Origin of the sequence: Sodalis sp. RH21, assembly GCF_047324175.1 — a bacterium.
Taxonomy (GTDB): Bacteria; Pseudomonadota; Gammaproteobacteria; order Enterobacterales; family Enterobacteriaceae; genus Acerihabitans.
This window is the reverse complement of the sequence record NZ_CP178732.1, coordinates 2,452,990-2,479,839: the sequence shown is the minus strand read 5'-3', so window position 1 is coordinate 2,479,839 and position 26,850 is coordinate 2,452,990. Positions and strand designations below refer to the sequence as shown.

The following is a 26,850-nucleotide window of genomic DNA, read 5'->3' as shown; positions in this document are numbered from 1 at the left end:
AAGGTTTGTACAAGGAGATCGTATGTCCCGACCTGCTATGCCGCTGTCCAATGACGGCAGAATCAACCTTGAGCAGCAACGCAAACGCGCCAAGGAGCTTCTCCAACGGATGAAAAAAGGTGCTGATCCCGAGCAACTTTCCCAGCTCGCCGGCAGAAATGCGCTCTCTCCTCCGACCCTATCTGACGCCCAATGGCTGATCGCCCGACAATTAGGTTTCAGTAGCTGGCCTAAGCTCAAGGCGCATGTCGATGCTATTGATTTCGCTGCTCGCCATCCGGACTTTGATGCCAGCGATGAAGCTCGAACCACCCACTGGCGATGCGGAAACGATATTGCGCACAGTCTGCGTTTGGCCGGTTTCAAGGGCGCCTTTCAAATGCTGACCGACCCGTTATGCATGGGGCCGGTCCAGGACTTACCTATAGAGAAATACAAGGCTACCCGGAGCCAATATATAAGCCAAGCGTTTGGGATAAATAGCGCCGATGTGATACATCGGCTAGACGACGAGTACACCAGCCTCAAGCTCTTGGGCAGTGGCGATCGCCATGTCCTCTGGTGCGAGGCGGATGCTTATGACCAGCTGTTCTTGATTCGCGCGCTGGCAGGTCTTGAGAGCTTGCCGGCCAAGCTCGAACTTATAGAAGTTGATCGCATACCCGGCGTACGTCGCTTCAAGGGCATTGGCCAGTTGGCGCCTGACGTACTGGCGTGGTTGTGGCCACAGCGCAGGCTCATTGATGAAGAAACTGTTCAATTGGCTCGGCAGGCCTGGTCGGCGTATTGCGCCGCTTCCCCCATCAAACTGGCGAACCTGGCCCACAGCCCGCAAAAATGCCTGCCCTTCCTCGCTCCGGCGCTGCTGCGGCAATTACAAGAACTGCCGGGCATCCGCGACGGATTATCATTGACGGAACGCCTGTCCTTGCAACTTGTAGATGAGGCAGGGCCGGCGACGTTCGGCACAGTATTCGCCGAGCTTATGGATAAGCGAGAACCGTTACCTTTCCTGGGCGATTTGATGTTTTACGCGGTCATGCGGCCTTTTATCGACTCCCCGACACCATTACTGATCGAGTCAGACGCTCATCCGGATTGGCCTAAACGCACGTTGAAGCTGACCCCGTTAGGCCATAATGTCCTGAGCGGAAAGGTTTATTGGCCTGACCTTGCGCCCCAAGAGCGATGGGTAGGCGGAGTATGTATACAACCTGGCCGACCTCACTGGATGATTGATGTAAATTCCTATCCTGTGTGGCGCGACTAACTCCCGGTGAGGGACTACCCAGTTCAACGTCCTGTGGGGCGCATTTAACATCGCGACCGGATACGCGTTGGTCGAACAGGTGGGCCATTTCGACTGAACGATCCCGTCCTGGCCGGCATCGCGGAGCTAGGTGCTTTGCTTATCGGGGTTGCTGGGCGCGCGTGTCCGGACGAGCGCGCCGGGATGGAAACTGCCCCCATTAAAAGGCGCCGACCTTGCCGGGCATTGGGCCATATCCGTTAACGGCAACTGGCGGCTGACGTTTAGATTTGACGGTGAGGACGCTATCCTCGTTGACTATCAGGACTACCATTGATGGGGACAATCATGGCCAGAGTGCATAACCCAGCGCATCCGGGGATCGTCTTACGCGTTTTCTCTTTGGATACTCCCTCTATCATGCTGCTCTTCCGTAGCCGCTGGCGCCAATCCCACGTTTATCGCAGCGCAAATGGGCCATGCATCGGCTCAATTGATTTTCACCATATATGGCGATGCCTGAAAACAACAGTGGGCAGGTAGAGCTGTTAAATCAGAAATTATCAGCTTTTACCCCACCCATGCCTCGAAGAGAAAGCGCGCAAGATTAATATTATAAATTAATAACTTAACACCACTACACCGACATATTCATAATATGATTTGATAAATTAACAACTTAGAATCTCGGCGCATAAGTACGTTGTAGCAGAGCATTACCGCAATGTCCGTCCTATGCGCTCGCATCGTTACGAATAGTTGCGGTAATTTTTTGCCCCCTACATGCCCCCAGACGCTTACATCACCGGTGTATCATCAAACTCCCCTGACGCATATTGTTCATCACAGCAGACCGCAGTGATTGAACCGCCATCTATACTTCAGTGATCACCTTCCACAAAGACTGCCATCATGTGCGGCCGATTTTCCCCGAGCGATACCAGAGAGAAATTCCTCGAATCCCTTAAGCCTGACGTCGAGTTTGTGGGTGCCCTGGATGGCGAACCTCTCGGCCAGCACAACGTGGCCCTCGGCATTCGCGTTCTGTTGCTGAACCCGCGCGATGATAAATTGCAATCGATCCGGTTATGTGGGGATACCAGCCCGCCTGGACCAAAGAAGCTGGTCTCCCTCCCCTGATTAATGCACGCGTCGAGACGGCGGCCACCGGCCATTAGTTATGACGCGAGAAGCGTCCCTTGAATGGCTATCGCCCGAGACAACGCGAGAAACGCGTCGAAGAGCTGGCGCATGACGGCGCCATACCGGCGGATGATTTTGCATTTCATCCTGTGGGCAAAGCTGTGGGAAATAGTCACAACAACAACGAGTCGATTATCAAGCGCGTCGATAACCCGGTACCGTCGCCAACCCATTAAAAACATGAACTAGTCATGCCTCATTAATTACAGCCGCCGCCCAATACCGCCACACATTATATTATTAGTCAGCTAATCACATCATATTGCCAATTGCTTATTTTATTATCTCAATTTCATTTAACATTCCGTGATCTTTTCTGTGGTTAATTTATCTCGTTTGCATGACGCATTTCAACACCATGAAATGTCATTAATATTTTAAATCAATAATTAACAGATTAAACCAGGAAATATCATGGACGAAACTCTAACTGTTTATGCCAATCCCCCTGCAACAACAGAAGATTGCATAAATATACCTTTTGATAAGTCTAAAGGATTTAGTAGTATATTATGTGGTGTTTATAACAACCCTACCGATAGTGCTCAAACCAATACCTTATATCCAGATAATGTAGTACCTATTCATACAGGTGCTCAAGAACAAGCTGCACATACGCAAAGAATGATTACCGAGGCCCAATTTGCAAGCTTAAAAGCTACTGCTGCCGAATCGGCCAGGCTGGATGCACAGCAACAGCAGGTAAGGAGGTTGATAGAAGGCCAGCAATTTACCCTGAATCATATGAAAGTTGAAAGTGAGAGAAATAGAAACCTACAGCTAGACCTCCAGAATAAATTACAACTTTCATTCACCAAACAACGACAACATTCAGATGCGGCAATAGCAAGAAGCATACAAAACACACAGGCAAATTTCAAAGGCCAAATGGCAAAAACCATGGCATCCATGCGCATTGCGGCAGCTCAGACAGGTGCAGCAAAAGCTTGGGAGAGAGCAAATAATTTAGCAGAACAACAAAAGCAAGAATATGAACGGCAGCTCCAGCAGGAAATGGCCAAAATAGCTGAAGCGCAGAACAATCTCATGGCAGAACAATGTCGTCTGCAAGAAGAAATAGCCAGGCGCAACGAAGAGCACAACAGGCTGGTTGCGGAGCAACATCGCCAGGCGGAAGAAGCTCGACAGCGCGCTACATCATTGGCATTGGAGCAAAAACATCAACAGGAAACCCAGCATCATCACGCTCAAGACAGACAACTGCGAGCAGGGATAAGTCAGGATCGGCGGCAAAAAATAGATAACTTTATGCAAGAAATGAAGGATGAAATTGCTTGCATAAAAAATGAGCATAATCAAACAATAGCTAAATATAATAATGCTAACAAGAGCAAAGAAGACCGAAATCGCTGTTCTGAAGCCAAATTAAATTACGCGAATAAAACCATCGAACTTGCAGAACGTTTAAAATCCCGCGCAGAAGAGATGATGCGAGAGACCCAAAATTGGATAAGCGGACTCGATAGCCACTTCCCCATGATCCATTCACATTTCGATCATCAAATAAAAAACATTAATCCTATACTCGATCACGCGACACGTATACATCTTGAAGCTCACTGGAATGGACTGCGCCAAATACAAATTAACGACAAACATCATGATATAAAAATCGCGCAAAATGAATATAACATAATAGCTCATACATTAACCGATAGAAATTATAATATCACTGAAGGACGTATAATAAAGCAAATCGCTGAATCCGAACTAACTCACACTGGAAATGAGTTAAGAAGAGAAAATGAAGCACTAGATAGAATGAATTCTTATAAAATATCATTAGCGAACGCAAAAAAAAATGCCGAGCTGCTTATATCTTCTGAAAATAATTATGATTCCGTCATAAGTTCAATCGACTCTCTTAAAAATAAAGCAGAATCATGGTTGCAACAAGCAGATGATAGAATTAAAATGCGTAATACACACCCACCATTAATAAATGCGCATTACGATGCTAATATTAATAGAACTTTATCTATGGCATTGCCTACGATCTCCAAGCAATTGTTGGAAAAAGAATGGAACAATCAACGTAATCTTGAATTAGATTATAAAAAAGGACAAATTAATGCATCGATTCAAGAACATAAATTTATAAAAGAAATAATTCAAGCCAGAAATATCCAACTCGACGAGGTGAAGCAGATTGCTACTCGTGAAGCGTTAGCTGCTAGATCTAACCATAGTTTTATTACTGAGGATAAAATCCTTAATAATAAACAGCCCAACTCAATAAGTCAAAAGGTGAGCCGTTTGTTTCCTCCTGATAATGCAGCAAGCGAGAGCGCACTCATTAATTTTTCACAAGATGCAGCTTATAAAGCAGGCCAATTTTTAGGTGCCGGCATATCCGCTATTGAAACAAGTATTGGCGTTGCCAGTGTAGTTACGCGCCCGATCGATACAACAGTGTCAGCATATCAATTTCTAATTAGTGACAAAAAAATTGAGAAAATCGATAATGCAGTGAGTGCCAAACTCAATCTTATTCAAGCTGAGAAAGATAAAGGCACCATTGCAGGCATATTTAGCGCTGGTATTGGGACCGGCAAGTTTGCAACCGATGTGGCTACCGCTGTGATAAGTGTGCCTGGAGCGGTTAAATTCGGCTCCGCCAGTTTGCAAAAAGTTGCTGCACTGGTTGGCCCTGCGCACAACATCCAAATTGCAGGTTCCTCATTAACTATCCCGGGTAGAGTTTTAGGTGAATACTCTGCTGTGAAGCCAGGTCCGTTATTCGCTAAGCAAGGGGAAACCTTCGCTGGCGGTAAATATTCTGAAATCCTTCTTAAAGAAGATGTCATAATGTATCGTGCAGGTACTGCAGAAGCACAGTTTGGCCAATATTTTAGCTTAGATAAACCCTTGGGAACGTTACAAGTGCGAATTGACAAGGCGTTATTACCAGAATGGCCCAATGGAGCAAAATCACCAATAGATACCTTATTTACAGTGAAAATTCCTGCGGGGTCTAAAGTGTACGTGGGCGAAGTGGGTACGCAATCAAGCTTCTATCTTGGCGGAACCCATCAGGTGGTTATACCTTCATCGTGGGACATCCCTGGCATAAAGATTTTATCAAGAGAGCCTTTAAAATGAAAAAAATAATGCGAATAAAAACCGTCATCAAAGAAATGATACCAATGCTAAATGATTCTAAATATCTCAATCTAGCTAGCTCTTTAGATAGGCTTTACATCTATCTAGATGATGACCCGGAAGATGCGATTTATAGGATCCATTCACTTTTTGGCGGAATGGGAACATTAAATGACGTCGTACTGCAAAAAGATGGGAAACCTCTTGTTGAGGAAAATAGCAAATTCAATGAATTGAGTAATACTCTTTATGAATTGAGCGTGACGCAGTAAACCGTAATCGCTGATATATAACTACTCGCATCTGATTTGGCAGCTTCACACGCCGAAATCGGTTTTGTCCAGCACCTTGCGTTTAACCGCTGAAAAGGCTGAAAAACAACCTCGGCTTTTGCCAGGGTGTTTGCCTCTAGTCAATCTGTCCAGCGCTACACTAACATTAAGTCCCTTGTCGTTCTTACATTCGCAAGTCGCTGTACCGCGCCGTGTAGCGCGGTAAAATCAGGGACATCCTCAGCTGTTTTATAGGGTAAGGAACACGAATTCACATCAGCCAGGCTGAAACAAAACAAAAAAAGCTTAATCTATCGTCCCCATCCACTTAGCGTTATCTATAAAAAGGCATTTCCTACCGGCCTAGAGGGGCATCATAGCTTTCTGCGTACTTGGTTCATACACGACGGAAAGCGACCCGGGGCGGCTCCATTCGTTCCTGAGACACCAGAAAATAATCGTGGCCAGATAACTATCTTAAATCAGCAATTATCTACAGTTCCCCCCCATAGCGCCCCCAAGGCACAACCAACAAATTAATATCATTAATTATTATATGGTATATACACTACACCGACATATTCATAATATCCTGATAGGCAGCCACCATTTTATTGCGCACCTGCACGCCGGTTTGCAGTGAAATCGATGATTTTTGCATATCGACCATCACATCATTAAGCCCCAGCGATGAGGTACCGGTGGCGAAGGCTTCCGCTTTCTCCCGCGCCTGGTTCTGCGTCCCGCTGATTTTGTCCAGCGCCGCGCCGAGCTGATTGGCGAAAGCGCCGCCGGTCGCCGGGCTGTCGGTAACGCCGCTTGCCGTCCTGGCCATGGTTTGGAGCTGCTGTAACGCCGATTCAATCCCCTGAATTGCCATCATCTTGCCTCTAAATTTTTATAAGGCCGCTACCTTAACAGAACCCAAAGATGGCTAAGGCGCTAAATAACGCTAAAACACCCGGTTATTTCAGCCATCGATTTGTCCTCTAAAGGCAAATAATGGCACCCACATTTATAAGATGACCGCCGGCAACGCCTTTAAGCACAGCAGGGAGAGTGTTTTGTTATCAGTAATTTTGCAACTCCGTCCTACTCTTGGCGGGCATATGCTATGAGTTCGGCTAAAAACGGTTCCGGCGTTCAGGGAAAAAATCCACTCGCTCCGTTGCTGGAACGCTTGCGCACCCATCCCAAAATTTTTGCGGCCATTGCCGCGGCCGCGGCGATAGCTATCGTGGTAGTGCTGGCGTTATGGGCCAAAAGCCCTGATTACCGGGTGCTCTACAGCAATCTAACCGATCGCGACGGCGGCGATATCGTCGCCCAGCTCACCCAGATGAATGTGCCCTACCGCTTTGAAGAACAAGGCACCGCGGTGCTGGTGCCGGCGGAATCGGTGCACGAAACCCGGCTCAAGCTGGCAAGCCTGGGGCTGCCGAAGGGCGGTTCGGTGGGATTTGAACTGCTGGATCAGGAAAAATTCGGGATCAGCCAGTTCAGCGAACAGATTAACTATCAGCGGGCGCTGGAAGGCGAACTGGCCCGCACCATCGAAACCCTGGGTCCGGTGCAGTCGGCGCGGGTTCATTTGGCGCTGCCGAAACCTTCGCTGTTTGTCCGCGAGCAAAAAAACCCGTCAGCTTCGGTAACCCTGAATCTGCAACCGGGCCGGGCCATGGACGACGGCCAGGTGAACTCCATCGTTTATATGGTCTCCAGCAGCGTCGCCGGCCTGCCGCCGGGCAGCGTCACGGTGGTGGATCAACAGGGCCATCTGCTGACCCAGACCGATGCCAACGGGCGCGGCTTAAACGCCACCCAGCTGAAATTCAACAGCGAGCTGGAAAGCCGCTATCAGCACCGGATCGAAACCATCCTGGCGCCGATGGTGGGCAACGGCAACGTCCATGCGCAGGTTACCGCGCAAATCGACTTTGACAGCCAGGAACAGACGGAAGAGCAATACAAACCCAACGGTTCTGAAGACGCCGCCGCGGTGCGCTCCAAACAGGTGGCGCAAAGCGAGCAGTTGGGCGGTTCGCCTCAGGGCGGCGTGCCGGGAGCCCTATCCAACCAGCCCGCCCCGGCCGCGGTCGCGCCCATTGAGCGGGCCGTCGTCCCGGCGGGAGCCAATGGCCAACCCGCGGCGCCCGCCCGCCCCGGTCAAAATCCGCAGGCGAACGGCGGCGCATTGGCCCGCGCCCAGACGGTCACGCCGTCCAATACCCGCCATGACGAAACCATCAACTATGAGCTTGACCGTACCGTCCGCCATGTCAAACGCAGCGAAGGCAACTTGCAGCGGTTGTCGGTGGCGGTGGTGGTTAATTATCTGCCGGGAGAAACCGGTAAGGCCCCGGTGCCGCTGTCTGCGCAGCAGCTCAAGCAAATAGAGGATATCACCCGCGAAGCGATGGGTTTTTCCGCCGAGCGCGGCGATAGCCTTAACGTGGTCAATACCCAGTTCGTGCAGGCCGATGATTTCGGCACCGCCCTGCCGTTCTGGCAGCAGTCGGGCTTTTTCGCCGGGCTGATGGAGGCCGGCCGCTGGTTATTGGTGCTGCTGGCGGCCTGGATATTGTGGCGCAAGATCGTTAAACCCCTGGTGCAGCCGAAACCGGCGCCGGCCGCCGCCAGCGCTGGCAACGGCCCCGCCCAGCCGCCCGCCCCGCGCGCGGCGGAAGAAGATGTGGTGGTTAAACTCAACAAAGATCAGCAAGACGAGCAAAGACGCGCCCAGCAGCGCGAAAATACCGAGGCCCGCAGTCAGCGGATTCGCGATATGACGGATCAGGACCCACGTATCGTGGCGTTGGTGATTCGCCAATGGATGAGCACCGAACAATGAGCATGACCGGAACCGAAAAAAGCGCCATTTTATTGATGGCGCTGGGAGAAGACCGGGCCGCAGAGGTTTTCAAGCATCTGTCCACCCGGGAGGTGCAGCAGCTCAGCACATCCATGGCCAATCAGCATCAAACCTCCCAGCAGGAATTGCTGGAAGTGCTAAAAGAGTTTGAAATCGAGTCCGAACAATACGCCGCGCTCAGCATCAATGCCGGGGATTTCCTGCGCTCGGTGCTGATCAAAGCCCTGGGCGAAGAGCGCGCCTCCAGTTTGCTGGAAGATATTCTCGAAACCCGCGAAACCACCACCGGCATGGAAACGCTCAATTTCATGGAGCCGATGATCGCGGCGGATTTGATCCGCGACGAGCATCCGCAAATTATCGCCACCATACTGGTACACCTGCGCCGTAGCCAGGCCGCCGATATCCTGGCGTTGTTCGATGAAAAAATGCGTAATGACGTCATGCTGCGTATCGCCACCTTCGGCGGCGTGCAGCCCGCCGCCCTGGCCGAACTTACCGAAGTGCTCAACGGCCTGCTCGACGGCCAGAATCTTAAACGCAGCAAGATGGGCGGCGTACGTACCGCGGCGGAAATTATCAATCTGATGAAGACCCAGCAGGAAGAAGCGGTAATTACCGCCGTGCGGGAATTCGACAAGGAACTGGCGCAGAAAATTATCGACGAAATGTTCCTGTTCGAAAACCTGGTGGACGTGGACGATCGCAGCATCCAGCGTTTGCTGCAGGAAATCGAGTCGGAATCCTTGCTGATCGCGCTGAAAAACGCCGCCCCGCCGCTGCGGGACAAATTCCTGCGCAATATGCCGCAGCGCGCGGCGGAAATACTGCGCGACGATCTGGCTTCACGCGGCCCGGTCCGGATGTCCCAGGTGGAGAACGAGCAAAAAGCCATTCTGCTGATTGTCCGCCGCCTGGCGGAAACCGGCGAAATGGCCATCGGCGGCGGCGAGGATACGTATGTCTGATGCCTTCAACCAGTTGCCCTGGCGGCCTTGGGCATTAAACGATCTGTCCCGCACGGCCCCCGCGCCTTCATCCGCGCCGGCGCCCGATATAAACGACGACGGCGCTCAACGTCATGCGGCCGCCCTCGACGAAGCGCGCCGGCTCGCGCTGCAGGAAGCCCAGCGCGGCGGATATGCCGAGGGGCATAAACAGGGGCGGCAGGAAGGCTATCAGGCCGGCTTGTCCCTGGGCCAGGAGGAGGGCCGCAAGCAGATGCTGCAAGAGCAGCAGCCCGTCGTCGCCCAGTTGCAAATGCTGGTGAGCGAATTTCAGCATTCCCTCGACGCGCTGGACAGCGTGGTGACCGAACGGCTGGCGCAACTGGCGCTCGGCGCCGCCAGACTGGTGCTGGGCCAGGCGCCGTCCGGCGAGAGCGATGCCATGCTGCAGCAAATTCAGCAATTTTTGCAGCAGGAACCTATTTTCAGCGGCAAGCCCCAACTGCGGGTCCATCCCTCGCTGGTTCCTCTGGTGGAACAGCATCTGGGCACCACGTTGGAGCTGCACGGCTGGCGTCTGCTGGCCGACGGCGAACTGCATCCCGGCGGTTGCAAGGTTTCGGCGCCGGAAGGTTGCCTGGACGCCAGCCTGGCGACCCGCTGGCATGAATTATGCCGTCTGGCCGCGCCGGGTGAGCTGTAATGTCCGCTCGCCTCGGCCGCTGGCTGAAAACCCTCGATTCGCTGGAGCAGCGCATAGCCGCGACGCCGATGGTGCGCCGCTATGGCCGCCTGACCCGGGCCACCGGCCTGATTCTGGAGGCCACCGGCCTGCAATTGCCCCTGGGGGCGTCTTGCCTGATCGAACGCCAGAGCGGCGCGCAACTCGAAGAGATCGATTGCGAGGTCGTGGGATTTAACGGCGACAAACTGTTTTTAATGCCGCTGGAAGAAGTGGAAGGCATCGTGCCGGGGGCGCGGGTCTATGCGCGTTCGCGCGCCGACGACCAGTCCGGCAAACAGTTGCCGCTGGGGCCAGAGCTATTGGGACGGGTACTCGACGGCGCCGGCCGGCCGCTGGACGGTTTGCCCGCGCCGGATACCGGCTTTAGCGCGCCGCTGATTACCGCGCCGGTGAACCCGCTGCAGCGCACCCCTATCACCCAGGTGCTGGACGTCGGGGTGCGGGCGATCAACGCCCTGCTTACCGTTGGCCGCGGCCAGCGGATGGGGCTGTTTGCCGGCTCCGGGGTGGGTAAAAGCGTGTTATTGGGCATGATGGCGCGCTATACCCAGGCCGAAGTGATTGTGGTCGGCCTGATCGGCGAACGCGGACGCGAGGTGAAGGATTTTATCGATAATATCCTCGGCACCGAAGGCCTGGCCCGTTCGGTGGTCATTGCCGCGCCGGCCGACGTTTCGCCGCTGCTGCGGATGCAGGGCGCCTCTTACGCGACGCGGATCGCCGAAGATTTTCGCGATCGCGGCTGCCATGTGCTGCTGATTATGGACTCCCTGACCCGCTATGCCATGGCGCAGCGGGAAATCGCGCTGGCGGTGGGCGAGCCCCCGGCCACCAAAGGTTATCCGCCTTCGGTATTCGCCCGCCTGCCCGCCTTGGTTGAACGCGCCGGCAACGGCACCAGCGGCGGCGGCTCCATTACCGCGTTTTATACCGTGCTGACCGAGGGCGACGACCAGCAAGACCCCATCGCCGACGCGGCCAGGGCCATTCTAGACGGGCACGTGGTGCTGTCGCGCCAATTGGCGGAGTCCGGTCATTATCCCGCCATCGATATCGAAGCCTCGATCAGCCGCGCCATGACCGCGCTGGTGGCCCCGGAACAGGAAGCCAGGGTCAGGCAGCTCAAGCAACTGCTGTCGCGCTATCAGCGCAACCGGGACTTAATCAGCGTCGGCGCCTATGCCGCCGGCAGCGATCCGCAGCTGGATCGGGCCATCGCCCTGTACCCGGCGATGGAGGCTTTTTTGCAACAGAATATGCATGAACGCAGCGATTATGCGCAGGCCTGTGAACGCTTGCAGGCGCTTTTTGGGTAAAGCGGTTATTTAAAGCAGTAAACGAGGTTCGATGAAAAGTGAAACACCGCTGGACATCTTGCGCGGGCGGGCAAAAGAGGATATGGAGCAGGCGGCGATCGGCCTGGGGCAGATCCGCCAGTCCCATCAGTTGGCACGTAGACAGCTGGATCAATTGCTGGACTATGAAACGGAATACCGGCAGAAATTACAGCAAAGCATGACCGACGGCATGCCGTCCGCCAGTTGGTACAACTATCAGCAATTTATTATTACGCTGGAGACCGCCATCGAGCAGCACCGCGCCCTGCTGGCGCAGTGGACGCAACGGCTGCAGCAAGCGATGCAGGCCTGGCAGCTTAAGCAGCAGCGCCTGAACTCCTTTGTCGCGCTTCAGTCGCGCGGCGATCGGGCATTGCAGCTTAAAGCCAACCGGCTGGACCAAAAAAACATGGACGAATTTGCCCAGCGGGCCGCGTTGAGGAAACACTAATGTTAATACCGCCCAATGTAATCCCGGCCACCGCGGGTAATGCGGCTGGAAGCACCGCGAAAAACGCCGAAAATAAAACGCGCGCGGATAACGGCGCCGGCAACCAGGATTTCGGCAGTTTGCTGAGCGTGAAAGTCAACGACGCGCAGCAAAAACAATCGACCGCGGCGCAAAACACCGTAAGCGGCGACGGGGACGACATGCCTGCAAATGCCTCCGCCCGCCCGGCCGTCGATGAAACCGCCGCCTGCCCAAACCCACCGGCCGAAGACGTCAGCGACACGGCGGCCCCGTCCGGCGCGGGCAAAGGCGGCGTAAAAATACCGTTGTTCCCGGCGAACGACCCCGATCCCTCGCTGTCCGCCGGGGCGGTACAGGCATTGATGGCCCTGCTGGCGCAAACCCGGACAGCTGCGCCCGCGGCAAGCACCCCTGGCGCTACCGCGCTTGGCAATAATACCTCCGCCAACCCCGATCTTGCGGATGCCGCGATCGGCGCCGGCGATAATACGCGGCCGGATGCAGGCGACAATATCGCCGACGCTGCCGTATCTACCGCCGCGCCCATCGACATTGGCGCGGATAACGCGCAAACCGAGGTACTGCCGCTGGCCAATCCCGCCGCCGGGGCAGACAGCATACCGGCATCTCTCATCTTGGCCGGAAACGATAAAATCCTCGCGGCGCCCGCGCCGGCCGGCGGGGAAAAATCCGCTAAGCCGTCCGTCCCCGCCGGGAGCGATAGACACCTAAAAGCGTCCCCCCTGGCCGACGCCGATAATCACGCGCCGGCTGCGGCGCAGGGCGCCGCCATCGCCATGCAGTCCGCAAACGGCGGCCATAGCGATGCGGGCGCCACGGCAAACGGCGCGGTAGGGTTAAGAAAACCCGCCGCGGCCATGGATGCGGCGACGCCCGCGGCCACCCCCGTCGCCGTCCCGACGCTCAGCGCCGCCGGTGACGGCGTTGCCGCCACCCCGACCCCGGCCGCCGCCCTGATTAGCGCGCAGTTGGGCAGCGACGAGTGGCAGCAGGCGATCGGCCAGCAGGTGGTGATGTTCAGCCGCAACGGCCAGCAGAGCGCCGAGCTGCGGCTGCATCCCGATACGCTGGGCGCGCTGCATATCAGCCTGCAGGTGGATAATAATCAGGCGCAAATCCACCTGGCCTCGGGGCATAGCCAGGTACGCGCCGCGCTGGAAGCCGCGCTGCCCCACCTGCGCACCGCGCTGGCTGAAAGCGGCATTAATCTCGGGCAAAGCTGCGTCGGCAGCGACGCGACGCCCAACTGGGGCGGCGGCGATCGGGCGCCCTCGTCCCGGTCCCAGGGCCAGCGCGCGTTTTCCATCGCCGATGCCGCGGCGGCCGACCCGGCCGGTATCCCGTTGCCGGTCGCCACCGCCCGCAGCCTCTCCGGCATCGATACCTTTGTCTAAGCGGGCAAACGTATAAGTTAACGCAAATTATCCCGTCTATTCGCCCTATTGAATTATGCAATAGACGGGATAATTGCCTTCAATAACCGGCATTTTGCGACCGCCGCAATGGAAAAATGCCGTCATGCTTACAGGAATACCAAAACGTTATGTCTGAGAATGTGCTGCCTTCAGCTCGGAAAAAATCGAAATGGATTGTGGTTCTGGCCGTAATTGCCCTGGCCGCCGCCAGCACCGCGGGCTACTTCTGGTGGCAACATAAATTGGCCAGCACGGCCATGACGGCCCATATTGCGCCGCCGCCGCCCATTCCAATCTTCCTGCCGCTGGATACCTTTACCGTTAATCTGGTCAATCCCTCCAACGATCCGGATAGGGTGTTGTATATCGGCCTGACCCTGCGTCTTCCCGATGAAGATACCCGCAAAATGCTCAATAATTTTCTGCCGGCGGTGCGCAGCCGTTTGCTGATGCTGCTTTCGCGCCAGGATGCGGACGCGCTGGCCAATGAACAGGGTAAGCAGCGGCTAATCGAACAAATCAAACAGGTGCTGAACGAACCATTGGTTACCGGCCAACCCAGACCGGTGATCAATGATGTCCTGTTCACCGCCTTTATTTTGCGTTGATTGCCATGGGCGACAGCATTTTATCCCAGGCTGAAATCGATGCGCTGCTTAACGGCGATGATGGCGTACAGGCGCCGATCAGCGGCGGTTTCGAAGACGACATCAAGCCCTATGATCCCAATACCCAGCGCCGCGTGGTGCGCGAGCGGTTGCAGGCGCTGGAGATCATCAATGAGCGTTTTGCCCGGCAATTCCGCATGGGCTTGTTCAACCTGCTGCGCCGCAGTCCGGATATCACCGTCGGGGCCATTAAAATCCAGCCCTATCATGACTTTGCCCGCAATTTGCCGGTGCCGACCAACCTTAACCTGATCCACCTCAAGCCGCTACGCGGCACCGCGCTGTTCGTGTTTTCGCCCAGCCTGGTGTTTATCGCCGTGGATAATCTGTTCGGCGGCGACGGCCGGTTCCCGATCAAGGTGGAAGGGCGCGAATTCACCCATACCGAACAGCGGGTAATCAGGCGCATGCTGCGTCTGGCGCTGGAATGTTACGAAGATGCCTGGAAAGCGATTTATAACCTGAGCGTGGAGTACGTGCGCGCCGAAATGCAGGTGAAATTCACCAATATCACCACTTCCCCCAACGATATCGTGGTCACCACGCCTTTTCATGTGGAAATCGGCTCGCTGGTGGGTGAATTTTATATTTGCATTCCGTTCTCCATGATCGAGCCGCTGCGCGAACTGCTGACCAATCCGCCGCTGGAAAATTCCCGGCTGGAGGATCAGGGCTGGCGCGAAAACCTGGTCAACCAGGTACAGCATTCGGAACTGGAACTGGTGGCCAATTTCGCCGAAGTGTCGATGCGGTTATCCGAGATCCTAAAGCTGGCCCCGGGGGATGTGTTGCCCATCGATAAACCCGACTATTTGATTGCCCATGTGGACGGCGTGCCGGTACTGACCAGTCAGTACGGCACGCTCAACGGTCAGTACGCCCTGAGCGTAAAACAACTGATTAATCCCGTATTGAATTCCCTGAATGAGGAACAGCCCGATGAGTGACCCCAAGAAACCGTCTGCCGAAGCCAATCCGTCCGCAGACGATCTGTGGGCCGAGGCATTAAGCGAGCAGCAGACCGGCGCCAAAGAACGGCCGGCGTCCACCGACGGCATTTTCCACCAGTTGACCGCCGAAGACAGCGCCGGCCCGCTGCAGGATATCGATATGATTATGGATATCCCGGTCAAGCTGACCGTCGAACTGGGCCGCACCAAAATGACCATCAAGGAGCTGCTGCGCCTGTCGCAGGGTTCGGTGGTGGCCCTGGACGGGCTGGCCGGCGAACCTTTGGATATCCTGATTAACGGCTACCTGATCGCCCAGGGCGAAGTCGTCGTGGTGGCGGATAAATACGGCGTGCGTATTACCGATATTATTACGCCGTCCGAACGTATGCGCCGGTTAAGTCGTTAAATGGGCGATTCTCAGACCATCGCCGCCACCCCGGTTGCCGCCCATGCCGCGCCGGCATTCAGCGCTACCGGCGCGTTAACCCAGGTCGGCAGCGCGCTGGGCGGTATCTTACTGCTGATTATTATCGGTGCCTGGGTGGTGCGCAAGCTCGGCCTGGCGCCGGCGGCCAAGCGGCCGGGGTTGTTAACGCTCCAGGGCAGCTGCGCGCTCGGACAGCGGGAAAAAGTGGTGATTGTGGAAGTGGAAGGCACTTGGCTGGTGCTGGGCGTCACGGCGCAAAACATTACGACATTGCACACCCTGCCCGCCCCGCCTGAGAGCACGGATACCCCCGCCGGCGCGGCGCCCGATTTTCGCCGGCGCCTGCGCCAGGTAATGCAGCGCGCGGGGAGCGGCCAATGAAGCTCAGCATAAGGCGCGGCGGTTCGGCATGCGTGCGCGCCGGCGCGTTCGTCGCCCTGGCCGCCGGAGCATGGGCGCTGGCGCCGGCCGCCTGGGCGCAGTTGCCGGGCATTATCAGCCAGCCCCTGGCGGGCGGCGGACAAAGCTGGTCGCTGCCGGTGCAAACCCTGGTATTTATCACCTCGCTGACGTTTATTCCCGCCGCGCTGCTGATGATGACCTGTTTTACCCGCATTATTATCGTGCTGGGCCTGCTGCGCAGCGCCATCGGCACGCCGTCGGCCCCGCCGAACCAGGTCCTGTTGGGGCTGGCGCTGTTTTTGACTTTTTTTGTAATGTCGCCGGTGTTTAATACTATTTATGATCGGGCCTATTTGCCGCTGAGCGAAAACAAAATCACCATGCAGGCCGCGTTGGAAAAAGGCGCGCAGCCGCTGCGCACCTTTATGCTGCGCCAAACCCGCGAAGCGGATCTGGCGCTGTTCGCGCGCCTGGCCAACGAACCCCCGCTGGATGGGCCCGAGGCGGTGACCATGCGCATTCTGGTGCCCGCTTACGTCACCAGCGAACTCAAAACCGCTTTCCAGATCGGTTTCACCATTTTTATCCCGTTTTTGATCATCGATCTGGTGGTGGCCAGCGTGCTGATGGCGCTGGGGATGATGATGGTGCCGCCGGCCACCATCTCGCTGCCCTTCAAGCTCATGCTATTTGTGCTGGTGGACGGGTGGCAATTGCTGCTGAGCTCGCTGGCGCAGAGTTTTTATAATTGATGGTTAACCGCGATCGCGCATTACCCACGACTCACCAACATTTGGCAGGCAGACGGAATATGACACCGGAATCGGTAATGGCCCTTGGCCATGAGGCAATTTTGGTCGCACTGGCCCTGGCGGCGCCGTTGCTGATGGCGGCGCTTTTCAGCGGCCTGATAATCAGCCTGCTGCAGGCCGCGACGCAAATCAACGAAATGACCTTGTCGTTTATCCCCAAGATCCTGGCGGTGGTGGCGACTATCGTTATCGCCGGCCCCTGGATGCTCAATTTGATCCTCGATTATATGCGCGCGCTATTCAGCAGCCTGCCGGCTCTCGCCGGGTAATATGCTGGAACTGGATACCACCCAGCTTGCCGGCTGGCTCAGCCAGTTTTTCTGGCCCCTGGTGCGAATATTGGCGTTAATCAGCACCGCCCCGCTGTTCAGTGAAAAAGCCATTCCGGCGCGCATCAAACTGGGGCTGGGCATCATGATTACCGTCCTGCTGGCGCCGCTTTTGCCGCCGGTGGCCACCCCGCTGTTTTCGGTGGCGGGATTCTGGCTGGCCATTGAACAGATCCTGGTGGGCACCGCACTGGGACTCTCCATGCAGTTCGCCTTCGCGGCCATTCGCATGGCGGGCGAAGTGATCGGGCTGCAAATGGGCCTGTCGTTCGCTACGTTTTTCGACCCGGCCAGCGGTCTGAATATGCCGGTGTTGGCGCATTTGCTCAATTTGCTGGCCATGCTGGTATTCACCAGCCTCAACGGTCATCTGTGGATGATTTCGTTATTGGCGGACAGTTTTCATACCCTGCCGATTTCAGGCCAGCCGCTCAACGCCAATGCTTTTATGGCGTTATGCCGCGCCGGAGGCCAGATATTTATGAATGGGCTGATGCTGGCGCTGCCGATGATCACCTTGTTGCTGACGCTCAATATCGCGCTGGGTTTGCTCAATCGCGTTTCGCCGCAGTTAACGGTATTCGTGATCGGGTTCCCGCTGACGCTGACCATCGGCATTCTGACCTTTGGCCTGCTGCTGCCCTTGCTGGCGCCGTTTAGCGAGAAGCTGATGGGTGAAAGCTTTGATTTATTATCGGATATCTTGAGCGGCATGCCGCGGGGATAAAAAGGGCATGTCACCCGTTGTTACCCGGGGCATGCCAAGGGGGGCGCTGCTGGTTTTTATCCAAAACCACCTGAAGAACCCGCCAGGATCACCGGACGGGTATGGTACGGGTTAAGAACCGGCCAACTGGAACAGCGAGAGCTTTTGCATACTGTTGAAAGTGCTGTACGCCGCCTGTAACGCCACCTGTTGCAAGCTATAATCGGAGACGGTCTGATACCAGTCCGCGTTGACCAGATCACTGAGACGGTTCTGATAGATGGTCGAGCGATCGCTGCCTACGCTATCAAGGGTATCCAGTTCATTTAGCTTGCTGCCCACCGACGCCTGTACCGTAAGCACATTGTTCAGGGAATTTTTCATGCCGCGCCCGGCTTTGCCCAGCGCCGCGGTATAGGCTGCCTGAGTATCGCTGTCCGCGCTATCCTGGGGCGTATTCAGGGCGCCCAGGGCGGTATCGATACTGTTGAAGACGTTGGCTTCGCTGTCATCGCCATTTGGCTCAACGGCATAACCGGCCGCCAGATGGGCAAATACCTGAGCGCCGCTATCGCCGATGGCCATTTCACGGCTATCGTCGACCTGCTGGCTGATAGACTGCGCGCCGCCGATATAGCTGACGTTGCCGGCGGAATCCTGCTCAAAGGGCGCGGTACCGGTTTTATAGCCGGCGAAAATATAGTTGCCGTTACCGTCTTTGCTATTGGCCAGGCCCACCAGTTGATCTTTATAAGATTGCAATTGCGTGGACAACGACTGCCGATCGTTATCGCTCAGCGTGCCGTCGCCGGCCTGGACCAATAAGGTCTGGACGTTTTGGATCACGCCCGTGACCTGATCGAGAACCGTGCTTTCCATCGACAGGCTGGCGATGGCGGTGCTGCGCGCCGCGCCATACTGCTCGCCCACCGCCTGCATATTATTGAGGCCGATGGCCTGCGACGCGGCGATGGGGTCGTCCGCCGGCGAGTTGACTTTCTTGCCGGTGGCCAGCTGCAAGGCGGTATTTTGCCATTTGGCATAGGCGTTGGTGATACTGTTTAAATTCTGATGATAAATCATGCTGGTACTAAGGCGCATGGCGTTCATCCCTTCCACGGTAAATTGGGTAAAATGCTGCCCGGTGCCGGTCAGTTACCTAACGACGACAGTATGGTGTCAAAAAGCTTTCCCGCAGTATTCAATACCTGGGCGTTGGCCTGGTAATACTGCTGGTAGCGCTGCAAATCAGCGTACTCTTCATCCAGGTTCACCCCGGAAATCGATTGCTGCTTGGTGGTCAACTGATCGACGATATTGGATTGCGATGTCGCGGTAACCGCGGCGTTGCTGGTTTTGGTGCCGATGGCGCTCACCAGCGACGCGAAGGCGCTAGATAGGGTGGCATTGCCGCCGACCACTTTGCTGGTTTGCAGGGCCAGCAGGGCCTGGGCATTGCGGTTGTCGCTGGCGCCGCTTTCGGCGCCGGCTTGTCCGGCGGCAATCTTCGCCGGGTCGGTAATGGCGACCGACATGCCGGCGATCGCGTTGGTCACCGGATTGACGGTAAATTTATCATTGGCCTCCGGGGTGCCGCTGACGGTCATGGCCAGCCCCTCGAAACTCAGCACCGGCTCGCCTTTGTCATTGTCCGTGGTCTTGAAGTCCACGCTGGTGCCGTCGCTGGCCCGGGTGACCTGCCAACCGTCATCGGTATATTTGACGTTATAACTGCCCGCCTTCACGGCGCTGGTATCGGTAAAAGCGACGCTAAGCTCCGCCTGCCCGGTATTTTTAGTGTTGGTGGTGATATCCGGCTGACCGTAATTAAAAAAAGCTTCGCCGGCGGCGCCGCTAAGATCCACGCCCGCGGCGTGCTGCTGGTTAAAGCTACCTGCCAGCGCCAGGGCAATCTGGCCCAGTTGGTTGCGCGCGTCGTCCAGGGTGCCCGAACGAAACGTCAGCAGGCCGCCGACGCTGCCGGTGGTCAGGGTTTTTTCGTTAATTTCGGCGGGCGAACCGGTGCCGTTATCATAAGCCAGCACGGTGCGCGACGGATCGGCCTGGGAGGCTACCGCCTTGATCTGGGAGGCGGTGCCGCCCTGCACCAGGGTCAGGCCGTTGGCAAAGGTCACCGTCAGCGAATTGTCCGCCTGTTGAGTAGTGCTGACCCCCACCATAGTGTTGAGTTCGCTAACCAGTTGATCCCGCTGGTCGAGCATGGCGTTGGTCGCCCCGCCCTTGCCCTGGCGCACGATTTGATCGTTCAGGTTGGCGATTTGTTTGGCGTAATTATTGATTTGATCCGCGCTGGAGGAGAGTTGCTGATTAACGGCATCATCCATGTTGCGCAGATAGGTATCGTTGCTTTTAAACTGATTCACCAGGCTCTGGGCGCTGCCGATCACCGTCTGGCGCGCCGCGCTGTCGCCGGCGTTGCTGCTCAGGGATTGCAGGCTGCTGAAAAACGTGCTCATGCTGGTGGACAGGCTGCCGTCGGTGCTGGCCAGCATCGAGTTAATCTGCGAAATCTGGTCGGAGTAGCTGCTGGTGGCCGCATAGGTGGTGGCCGCATTACGCAGTTGGCCCATCACCAGCGCATCATAGGCGCGGGTTACGCCGCTCACCATAACGCCGGTACCGGTGGAACCGTTGCTGCCCATTTCCGCCAGCTGAGTGGTCTGCCGGTTATAGCCGTTAACATACACATTGCTGATATTGCTGGCCACGCTATTAAGCGCGTTCTGCGCGGCATTCAGCCCTGTCAATGCAATATTACTTAAAGAACTGGACATTATGTTTCCTTTTATCCGGACCCGGCGTTGCGCCATAAGAAGCAAACAACGGCGTCAGATTCCACAACCTGAGACTATTATCGCCCGCGGCCGGGTAAACTTGAGTGCGCGCGGAAAATTCGCCCACCGGCTTAAAATAGCCCGCCGAGATCGTGGGTATAGGCTTTGGCCGCCCGTTCGGCGGAGTGTTTTAACTGATTGATAATCTGTATCAGCTTAACGGCATAGGCCGGATCGGTGGCGTACCCGGCCCGCTGCAAGGCATAGGCGGCGGCTTCGGGCTGGCCGGCGCTCACCACCTCCCGGTAGCGGGGGTTATCGGTAAGTAAATGGATATAATCCCCCAGCGCGTCCAGATAGGAGTCGTATACCCGGAAACGCTGCTGTACCTTGACCGCCTGGCCGTCCTGGTATTCGGTGGTGGTAATGGTGGTGGTTTTGCCTTTCCAGTCATCGGACGCTTTGATACCGAACAAATTAAAGCTGGGCTGGCCGCCGGCGGCGGGGATTTCCCGTTTGCCCCAGTCCGATTCCAGCGCCGCCTGGGCGAGGATCAGATGATGGGGGATGCCGCTTTGCCGGCTGGCCATCATGGCCGGCACCGACAGACGATCGGTAAAACTGGCGCCGGCGGGGGCGGCATCCGCGCCTGGACGGGCGGATTGCTGCCGTTCGCGCCGCCACAGCTCGCCCGCCAGGGCCGGCGACATGAATTGCGCATTGATGGCGTTGGCGCTGAGCGGGCCGTCGGCGGAGAACGGCGCGGCGGTTTTGGCCCCTGGCGGATCGCCGCCGCCGGCGTTGCCATGGGCGACGGCCGGAGCATCGGCGCCCTGCTGTCCCAACTGCTTGACCATCATATCCGCCAGTCCCAGCCCTTTGGCCGATAATTGCTGCGCCATCTGCTGATCGTAGAGGCTGGTGTACAGCTCGGTTTGATCGCTGCTGAACGCGCCGCCCTTGGGCAGCGCGGCGCGCATGCTTTTAAGCATCATTTGCACGAACAGGCCTTCTACCTGCTTGGCCACCGCTTTTAACGCCTCGGGGGAGGATTTGACCGCCTGGTTATGCAGCTTTTGCAGCGATTTAACGTCATAGGCGGCGGAAAGATCGGCTGCATCGTTAAGCTGCATCAGATGATCTCCAGCGTGGCCTGGAGACAACCGGCGCTGTGCATGGCTTGCAAAATCGACATTAAATCATTGGGAGTGGCCCCCAGCGCATTCAATGTCCGGATAACGCTATTGAGATTGGCGCTCGAATTCACCTTTTGCAACGACCCGCCGCTTTGATTAACCGAAATCTGCGTTTGCCGGGTGACCACGGTCTGGCCGCCGCCAAACGGCGTATCGGGCTGGCTGACGCTTTGCTGATTATCCACCACCACCGATAGATTGCCCTGGGCCACCGCGCAGTTATCCAGCATCACGTTGCGGTTCATCACTACCGATCCGGTACGTGAATTGATAATCACCTTGGCGTCCATTTCGCCCATGACGATATTGATGTCCTGGATTTGCGCCAGAAAACGCACCTGGCTGCTGTTATTGGCCGGCATTTGCAGCTCGATGGTGCGCGCATCCAGCGCCCGGGCGATGCCCATGCCGTTTTGGCCATTGATGGTGTCGCTGATGCGCTGGGCCAGGGTGAAGTTTTCCTGTTTGAGTTGCAGGGTCATGGTGCGGCTGGCGCCGAACGTGCTGGGCAGTTCCCGCTCGATTACCGCGCCGTTGGTGATGCGTCCGCCGGCCAGTTGGTTAATTTGCACCCGGCTGCCGCCGGAGGAGGCACCCGCGCCGCCCACCAGCAGATTGCCCTGGGCCAGCGCATACACCTGGTTATCGGCGCCTTTGAGCGGCGTCATGATCAAGGTGCCGCCGCGCAGGCTCTTGGCCGACCCCATGGAGGACACCACCACGTCGATATTCTGGCCGGCCCGGGCAAACGCGGGGAAATTGGCGGTGACCATCACGGCCGCGACATTCTTCAACTGCATATTGGTGCCGCTCGGGACGGTAATGCCCATTTGCGACAGCATGTTGGTCAGGCTCTGGGTGGTGAACGGGGTTTGGGTGGTCTGGTCGCCGGTGCCGTCAAGCCCCACCACCAGACCATAGCCAATCAGGGGGTTGTCGCGTACGCCCTGGATATCCACCAAATCGCGCAGCCGCTCCGCCCCGGCCGGCAATGCCGCTAATCCCAGGGCCAGCGCCGCCCCCAGGGCGAGCGCCCGGGCGAAACGGCGCCATGGGCCGGCGGCGGGCCGGTACACGTTCAAGGTTAAAATCCGCATTCTGCTGGCCACCTGCTAAAAGGGCGAAATATTAAGGAAGAAGCGTTGCAGCCAACCCATTTCCTGCGCTTCATTGATATAACCTTTGCCGACATATTCAATCCGGGCGTCCGCCACCTGGGTGGAAATCACCGCATTATTGCCGTTGATGGTGCGTGGGTTCACGATGCCGGAAAAACGGATATATTCGGCCCCCTGGTTGATGGCGATCTGTTTTTCGCCCACCACTTTCAGGTTGCCGTTGGCCAGCACCTGCTGCACGGTAACGGTAATCGTGCCGGTAAAGGTATTCTTGGCGGTGGCTCCGCCTTTGCCGTCGAAATCATTGGTGCCGCCGGCATCCAAATCGGCTTTGCCGTTGCCCAGCAGGCCGGTCAGCATACTGGGCGTAGTGGCGAACTTCAGGGTATTGCTGCTTTCGCGCGCCGCATTGGCTGACGAGCTTTTGCTGGCGCTGACGTTTTCCTGCAGCGTAATCGTCAGGATATCGCCGACATTACGCGGCCGCCGGTCTTCAAATAGCGGTTGATAGCCGTAATTCATCGGTTGCACCGCCTGGAAAATCGACCCGTTGGCCACCGGCAGCGAGGCCGGCGCCGGCTGGGCCGAAGTTTCGCCTGCCACCAGGTTTTTATGTGGCATATAGGCACACCCGTCCGAGGCCAGCGCCGCGAAAGCCAGCATCCAGGCCGCCACTGGCGCGGACGTCCGGCGCGGGAAGGTCCTGGGGTTTTGATATTGTTTCATATGACTCAAATTGTCCTGACAGACGGTATAAAGGGGCGCATGGCAAAAATTACACTGTCACTTATAAGCATCTTTAACACGGCGTTTAAGTGACGACGTAACTTTATGGCATCTATTTGTTTTAATTTCAGCATGATAGCGAGCGGTTATCTTGCACCATGAAGTTACGCCGTCACATCAAACCCTTCCGCTGTATTACAGCTGGGTGAGCTTTTGCAGCATGGCGTCCGAGGTGGTAACGGCTTTGCTATTAATTTCATAAGCGCGTTGCACCTGGATCATATCCACCAGTTCTTCGGCCACGTTTACGTTGGAGGTTTCAACATAACCCTGGTACAACAGCCCGGCGCCGTTTTGCCCCGGGGTGGCCTCGTTGGGCGCCCCGGAACTGTCGGTTTCCTGATAGAGATTTTCGCCCAGGCTTTGCAGGCCCGCTTCATTGATGAAATTGCTCAGGGTCAACTGCCCCACCTGGCTGGCGGCGGTCTGCCCCTGCAAGGTAACACTGACCGCGCCGTCGCGCGCCACGGTGACGGTAAGCGCGTTGGCGGGAATGGTAATCGCCGGCTGGACCGGATAACCGCTGGAAGTCACCATCTGGCCGTTTTGGTCCACCTGGAACGATCCGTCGCGGGTATAGGCGGTGGTGCCGTCGGGCATTTGCACCTGGAAAAAGCCTTTGCCGTTAACCGCGATATCCTTGCTGTTTTCGGTTTGCTGCAAATTGCCCTGGCTGTGCAGCCGCTCGGTGGACACCGGCCGCACCCCGGTACCCAGCTGCAGGCCGGACGGCAACGATGTCTGATCGGAAGATTGCGCGCCGGGCTGGCGTACGGTCTGGTAGAGTAAATCCTCGAACACCGCGCGCTGGCGTTTAAACCCGTTGGTGCTGACGTTGGCCAGGTTATTGGAAATAACATCCATGTTGGTCTGCTGCGCATCCAGACCGGTTTTGGCAATCCACAAAGAACGGATCATCCGTTTAATCTCCGATTGAGTTAACTGATTGAAAGCAGTTGATTGGCCGATTCGGCATTTTTGTCGATGTCGGCGATGATTTTCATCTGCATTTCAAAACGGCGTGCGCTGCCAATCATATCCACCAGCGTTTCGGCGGTATTGACGTTGCTGCCTTCCAGCACGCCGGGCATGATTTTGACCGTGGGGTCGGTGGGCAGGGTACTGCCGTTTTGCGCCTGGGCGGCGGCGGTCAGATGAAACAAGCCGTCATCGCCACGCTCTAACTGGGCGGCATCCGGTTTAACCCGCTTGAGCTGGCCCACCGGACTGATGGAGTCCGGCGAGTCTCCATCACCCAGCGACGACACCGTACCGTCCGAACCGAGGGTGATGGACGCCTGGGTAGGCACCACCAGCGGCCCCGCGTCGCCCATTACCGGGTAGCCCTGGATGGTCAGTTGCCCGGTGGCATCGACTTCAATATTGCCGTTGCGCGTATAGGCTTCGTCGCCGTTGGGCATCTGTACCACCAGCCAGCCCTGATCCTGCACGGCGGCGTCCAGCGGACGCTCGGTATTATCGAGCGGCCCCTGGGTCATCAGCGCGCCGGGCGTCGAGGCCACCACCAGAGTACGGGTGGCCAGGGTGGGCCCTTCCACCGGTACCGCGCGCAGGGCGGAAAGCTGCGCCCGGAACCCGGTGGTGGACGAGTTGGCCAGATTGTTGGTGATAACCGCCTGCTGTTCGAGAGTCTGGCTGGCGGCCCCCATCGCGGTATAAATAGCGTGATCCATTGGGCTACTCCGTCAGGTCGATCAGGTCAGGCTAACCAGCGTTTGCATAATGGCATTCTGGGCCTTGATGGTTTGCGCATTGGATTGATAATCGCGCTGGGCCACGATCATGTTCACCAGCTCTTTGCTTAAATCGACGTTGGAGCCTTCCAGCGCGCCGGCGGTCAGCGTGCCGAAGTTACCGTTGCCGGCGGTGCCCACGATGGCCTGGCCGGACGCGGACGTGGCGGTCCAGCTGTTGTTGCCGTCGGATTTCAATCCCTGCGGATTAGCGAAGTTAGCCAGGACAATTTGCCCGAGCAATTGGGTTTCACCGTTGGAATAAGTGCCGGTAATGGTACCGTCGTCGTTAATGGAGTATTTGGTTAAATCCCCGGCCGAATAGCCGTTGACGTCCTGGCTGCTGACGCTGCTGGCGGTGGCGTACTGCTGCTGGGTACCGGTGAAATCCAGCGTAAAGGCGCCGGCGGTCGAACCGTTCATCGCGGCCATATTGATATCAAAGCTGGTGGCGCTGGTAGCGGCTAATTGTCCGTTGGTATCGAATTGCAGTTTGCCGAGGTCTTGGGCGGCCGCGCCGCTGCTGGTGTCGACGCTATGCACCTGCCATTCGTTATTGGCGGTTTTGACGAAATAGAGGCTGACATTATGGGGGTTGCCCAGGCTGTCATAACTGGTCATCGGCTGCGAAAAGCTATAGCTGCCGGAGTCGGCGGCGTCGAATTTGGCGTCATCGAGCACCGGGGAGCTGGAGTTCAGCTTGGCCACCATGGTGCCGGAGGTGCTGGCCTTGGCCGCCAGTCCCGCCGCGGGAATGGTCAAATTAACCGGCTGGGTTCCCTGCTGGATGGTGGGGGGCGTGCCGGTGGCCGCATAACCGGTGACGTGCAGGCCGCTGCTGTTAATCAATTCATTGCTGGAGTTTTTCGAAAAATCGCCGTTGCGGGAATAGAATACCGAACCGCTATCATCCACCAGGCGGAAAAAGCCGTTATTGGAAATAGCGACATTCAAGCCGTTATCGGTGGTATTGACCGTCCCGTCCTTGAAATTCTGGGTTACCGCGGCCACCTTGACGCCAAGACCGACCTGGGAGCTGGCGAACACATCGGCAAAGGAGACTGAACCCGCTTTAAACCCGCTGGTTTCGGAGTTGGCGATATTATTACCGATAACGTCCAAATTGGTGGCGGCGGCGTTCATGCCGCTGACCGCTTGAGAAAAACCCATGTGACTCTCCAGTGATAAGGTTGCCCTGTGATAAGGTTGGCCTGTGATAAGGTTGGCAAGGCTGCCGCGCAGGCCTCG

26 protein-coding genes and 1 pseudogene are annotated in these 26,850 nt (G+C 56.6%); 18 read left to right on the top strand and 9 right to left on the bottom strand.

Features of this window, described 5'->3' with window-relative positions:
- Positions 1 to 22: 22 nt before the first annotated feature.
- The 5 genes and pseudogenes from ACL2XP_RS11385 (at position 23) to ACL2XP_RS11365 (ending at position 5,847) form a co-directional block, all read left to right on the top strand.
- Complete coding sequence (locus ACL2XP_RS11385; RefSeq protein ID WP_413738615.1) at positions 23 to 1,270, top strand: DUF1835 domain-containing protein; 1,248 nt, start codon at positions 23 to 25, stop codon at positions 1,268 to 1,270.
- Positions 1,271 to 1,400: 130 nt separating this feature from the next.
- Complete coding sequence (locus ACL2XP_RS11380; RefSeq protein WP_413738614.1) at positions 1,401 to 1,586, top strand: type II toxin-antitoxin system RelE/ParE family toxin; 186 nt, start codon at positions 1,401 to 1,403, stop codon at positions 1,584 to 1,586.
- A 575-nt stretch (positions 1,587 to 2,161) separates the two neighbouring features.
- Positions 2,162 to 2,628, top strand: a pseudogene (locus tag ACL2XP_RS11375) (SOS response-associated peptidase family protein).
- A 238-nt stretch (positions 2,629 to 2,866) separates the two neighbouring features.
- Positions 2,867 to 5,575 (top strand): hypothetical protein, encoded by a 2,709-nt coding sequence (locus ACL2XP_RS11370; protein WP_413738613.1) that lies wholly within the window; start codon positions 2,867 to 2,869, stop codon positions 5,573 to 5,575.
- Entirely contained in the window at positions 5,572 to 5,847 is a 276-nt protein-coding gene (locus ACL2XP_RS11365) for a DUF6966 domain-containing protein (protein ID WP_413738612.1), read from the top strand. Before ACL2XP_RS11370 ends, ACL2XP_RS11365 begins: the two co-directional genes overlap by 4 nt.
- 568 nt (positions 5,848 to 6,415) lie before the next feature.
- On the opposite strand, the gene fliE is transcribed toward ACL2XP_RS11365, so the two are convergent.
- Complete coding sequence (fliE, locus tag ACL2XP_RS11360) at positions 6,416 to 6,727, bottom strand: flagellar hook-basal body complex protein FliE (protein WP_413739128.1); 312 nt, start codon at positions 6,725 to 6,727, stop codon at positions 6,416 to 6,418.
- A 234-nt stretch (positions 6,728 to 6,961) separates the two neighbouring features.
- Between fliE and fliF the strand changes: the two genes are divergently transcribed.
- The 13 genes from fliF (at position 6,962) to fliR (ending at position 17,974) form a co-directional block, all read left to right on the top strand.
- Positions 6,962 to 8,698: a flagellar basal-body MS-ring/collar protein FliF gene (gene fliF / locus ACL2XP_RS11355; RefSeq protein WP_413738611.1), complete on the top strand. Its 1,737-nt coding sequence runs from the start codon at positions 6,962 to 6,964 to the stop codon at positions 8,696 to 8,698.
- A complete protein-coding gene (gene fliG / locus ACL2XP_RS11350) occupies positions 8,695 to 9,687 on the top strand; it encodes a flagellar motor switch protein FliG (protein WP_413738610.1) in 993 nt (330 codons plus the stop codon). The genes fliF and fliG overlap by 4 nt, the downstream gene beginning before the upstream one ends.
- Positions 9,680 to 10,369, top strand: coding sequence for a flagellar assembly protein FliH (gene fliH / locus ACL2XP_RS11345; RefSeq protein ID WP_413738609.1), 690 nt, complete (start codon positions 9,680 to 9,682; stop codon positions 10,367 to 10,369). Before fliG ends, fliH begins: the two co-directional genes overlap by 8 nt.
- Positions 10,369 to 11,727: a flagellar protein export ATPase FliI gene (fliI, locus tag ACL2XP_RS11340; RefSeq protein WP_413738608.1), complete on the top strand. Its 1,359-nt coding sequence runs from the start codon at positions 10,369 to 10,371 to the stop codon at positions 11,725 to 11,727. Before fliH ends, fliI begins: the two co-directional genes overlap by 1 nt.
- A 31-nt stretch (positions 11,728 to 11,758) precedes the next feature.
- Positions 11,759 to 12,199 (top strand): flagellar export protein FliJ, encoded by a 441-nt coding sequence (gene fliJ / locus ACL2XP_RS11335; RefSeq protein WP_413738607.1) that lies wholly within the window; start codon positions 11,759 to 11,761, stop codon positions 12,197 to 12,199.
- Positions 12,199 to 13,635 (top strand): flagellar hook-length control protein FliK, encoded by a 1,437-nt coding sequence (locus ACL2XP_RS11330; protein WP_413738606.1) that lies wholly within the window; start codon positions 12,199 to 12,201, stop codon positions 13,633 to 13,635. Before fliJ ends, ACL2XP_RS11330 begins: the two co-directional genes overlap by 1 nt.
- A gap of 149 nt (positions 13,636 to 13,784) precedes the next feature.
- Positions 13,785 to 14,264 (top strand): flagellar basal body-associated protein FliL, encoded by a 480-nt coding sequence (gene fliL, locus ACL2XP_RS11325; protein ID WP_413738605.1) that lies wholly within the window; start codon positions 13,785 to 13,787, stop codon positions 14,262 to 14,264.
- 5 nt (positions 14,265 to 14,269) lie between these two features.
- On the top strand, positions 14,270 to 15,271 hold the full coding sequence (gene fliM, locus ACL2XP_RS11320; RefSeq protein WP_413738604.1) for a flagellar motor switch protein FliM: 1,002 nt from the start codon (positions 14,270 to 14,272) through the stop codon (positions 15,269 to 15,271).
- The gene (gene fliN, locus ACL2XP_RS11315; protein ID WP_413738603.1) at positions 15,264 to 15,683 is read left to right on the top strand and encodes a flagellar motor switch protein FliN; all 420 of its coding nucleotides are present in this window, start codon (positions 15,264 to 15,266) and stop codon (positions 15,681 to 15,683) included. Before fliM ends, fliN begins: the two co-directional genes overlap by 8 nt.
- Positions 15,684 to 16,085 (top strand): flagellar biosynthetic protein FliO, encoded by a 402-nt coding sequence (gene fliO, locus ACL2XP_RS11310; protein ID WP_413738602.1) that lies wholly within the window; start codon positions 15,684 to 15,686, stop codon positions 16,083 to 16,085.
- Positions 16,082 to 16,858 (top strand): flagellar type III secretion system pore protein FliP, encoded by a 777-nt coding sequence (gene fliP, locus ACL2XP_RS11305; RefSeq protein ID WP_413738601.1) that lies wholly within the window; start codon positions 16,082 to 16,084, stop codon positions 16,856 to 16,858. The genes fliO and fliP overlap by 4 nt, the downstream gene beginning before the upstream one ends.
- A gap of 59 nt (positions 16,859 to 16,917) precedes the next feature.
- Positions 16,918 to 17,187 (top strand): flagellar biosynthesis protein FliQ, encoded by a 270-nt coding sequence (gene fliQ / locus ACL2XP_RS11300; protein WP_413738600.1) that lies wholly within the window; start codon positions 16,918 to 16,920, stop codon positions 17,185 to 17,187.
- Position 17,188: 1 nt separating this feature from the next.
- Entirely contained in the window at positions 17,189 to 17,974 is a 786-nt protein-coding gene (fliR, locus tag ACL2XP_RS11295) for a flagellar biosynthetic protein FliR (RefSeq protein WP_413738599.1), read from the top strand.
- 111 nt (positions 17,975 to 18,085) lie between these two features.
- Here the strand turns inward: fliR and flgL are convergent, their stop codons facing one another.
- The 8 genes from flgL to flgE form a co-directional block, all read right to left on the bottom strand.
- Positions 18,086 to 19,054: a flagellar hook-associated protein FlgL gene (gene flgL / locus ACL2XP_RS11290; RefSeq protein ID WP_413738598.1), complete on the bottom strand. Its 969-nt coding sequence runs from the start codon at positions 19,052 to 19,054 to the stop codon at positions 18,086 to 18,088.
- A 50-nt stretch (positions 19,055 to 19,104) separates the two neighbouring features.
- Positions 19,105 to 20,748, bottom strand: a complete 1,644-nt coding sequence (gene flgK / locus ACL2XP_RS11285; protein ID WP_413738597.1) for a flagellar hook-associated protein FlgK — start codon at positions 20,746 to 20,748, stop codon at positions 19,105 to 19,107.
- Between the two features lie 131 nt (positions 20,749 to 20,879).
- The gene (gene flgJ / locus ACL2XP_RS11280; protein WP_413738596.1) at positions 20,880 to 21,881 is read right to left on the bottom strand and encodes a flagellar assembly peptidoglycan hydrolase FlgJ; all 1,002 of its coding nucleotides are present in this window, start codon (positions 21,879 to 21,881) and stop codon (positions 20,880 to 20,882) included.
- Complete coding sequence (locus tag ACL2XP_RS11275; RefSeq protein ID WP_413738595.1) at positions 21,881 to 23,041, bottom strand: flagellar basal body P-ring protein FlgI; 1,161 nt, start codon at positions 23,039 to 23,041, stop codon at positions 21,881 to 21,883. Before ACL2XP_RS11275 ends, flgJ begins: the two co-directional genes overlap by 1 nt.
- Before the next feature lie 15 nt (positions 23,042 to 23,056).
- Positions 23,057 to 23,725 (bottom strand): flagellar basal body L-ring protein FlgH, encoded by a 669-nt coding sequence (locus ACL2XP_RS11270; RefSeq protein WP_413739127.1) that lies wholly within the window; start codon positions 23,723 to 23,725, stop codon positions 23,057 to 23,059.
- Positions 23,726 to 23,983: 258 nt separating this feature from the next.
- Entirely contained in the window at positions 23,984 to 24,766 is a 783-nt protein-coding gene (gene flgG / locus ACL2XP_RS11265) for a flagellar basal-body rod protein FlgG (RefSeq protein WP_413738594.1), read from the bottom strand.
- A gap of 20 nt (positions 24,767 to 24,786) precedes the next feature.
- Entirely contained in the window at positions 24,787 to 25,542 is a 756-nt protein-coding gene (locus ACL2XP_RS11260; RefSeq protein WP_413738593.1) for a flagellar basal body rod protein FlgF, read from the bottom strand.
- Between the two features lie 21 nt (positions 25,543 to 25,563).
- Positions 25,564 to 26,772 carry a flagellar hook protein FlgE gene (gene flgE / locus ACL2XP_RS11255; protein ID WP_413738592.1) on the bottom strand — a complete coding sequence of 403 codons (1,209 nt, stop codon included), beginning with the start codon at positions 26,770 to 26,772 and terminating at the stop codon, positions 25,564 to 25,566.
- Positions 26,773 to 26,850 lie beyond the last annotated feature (78 nt).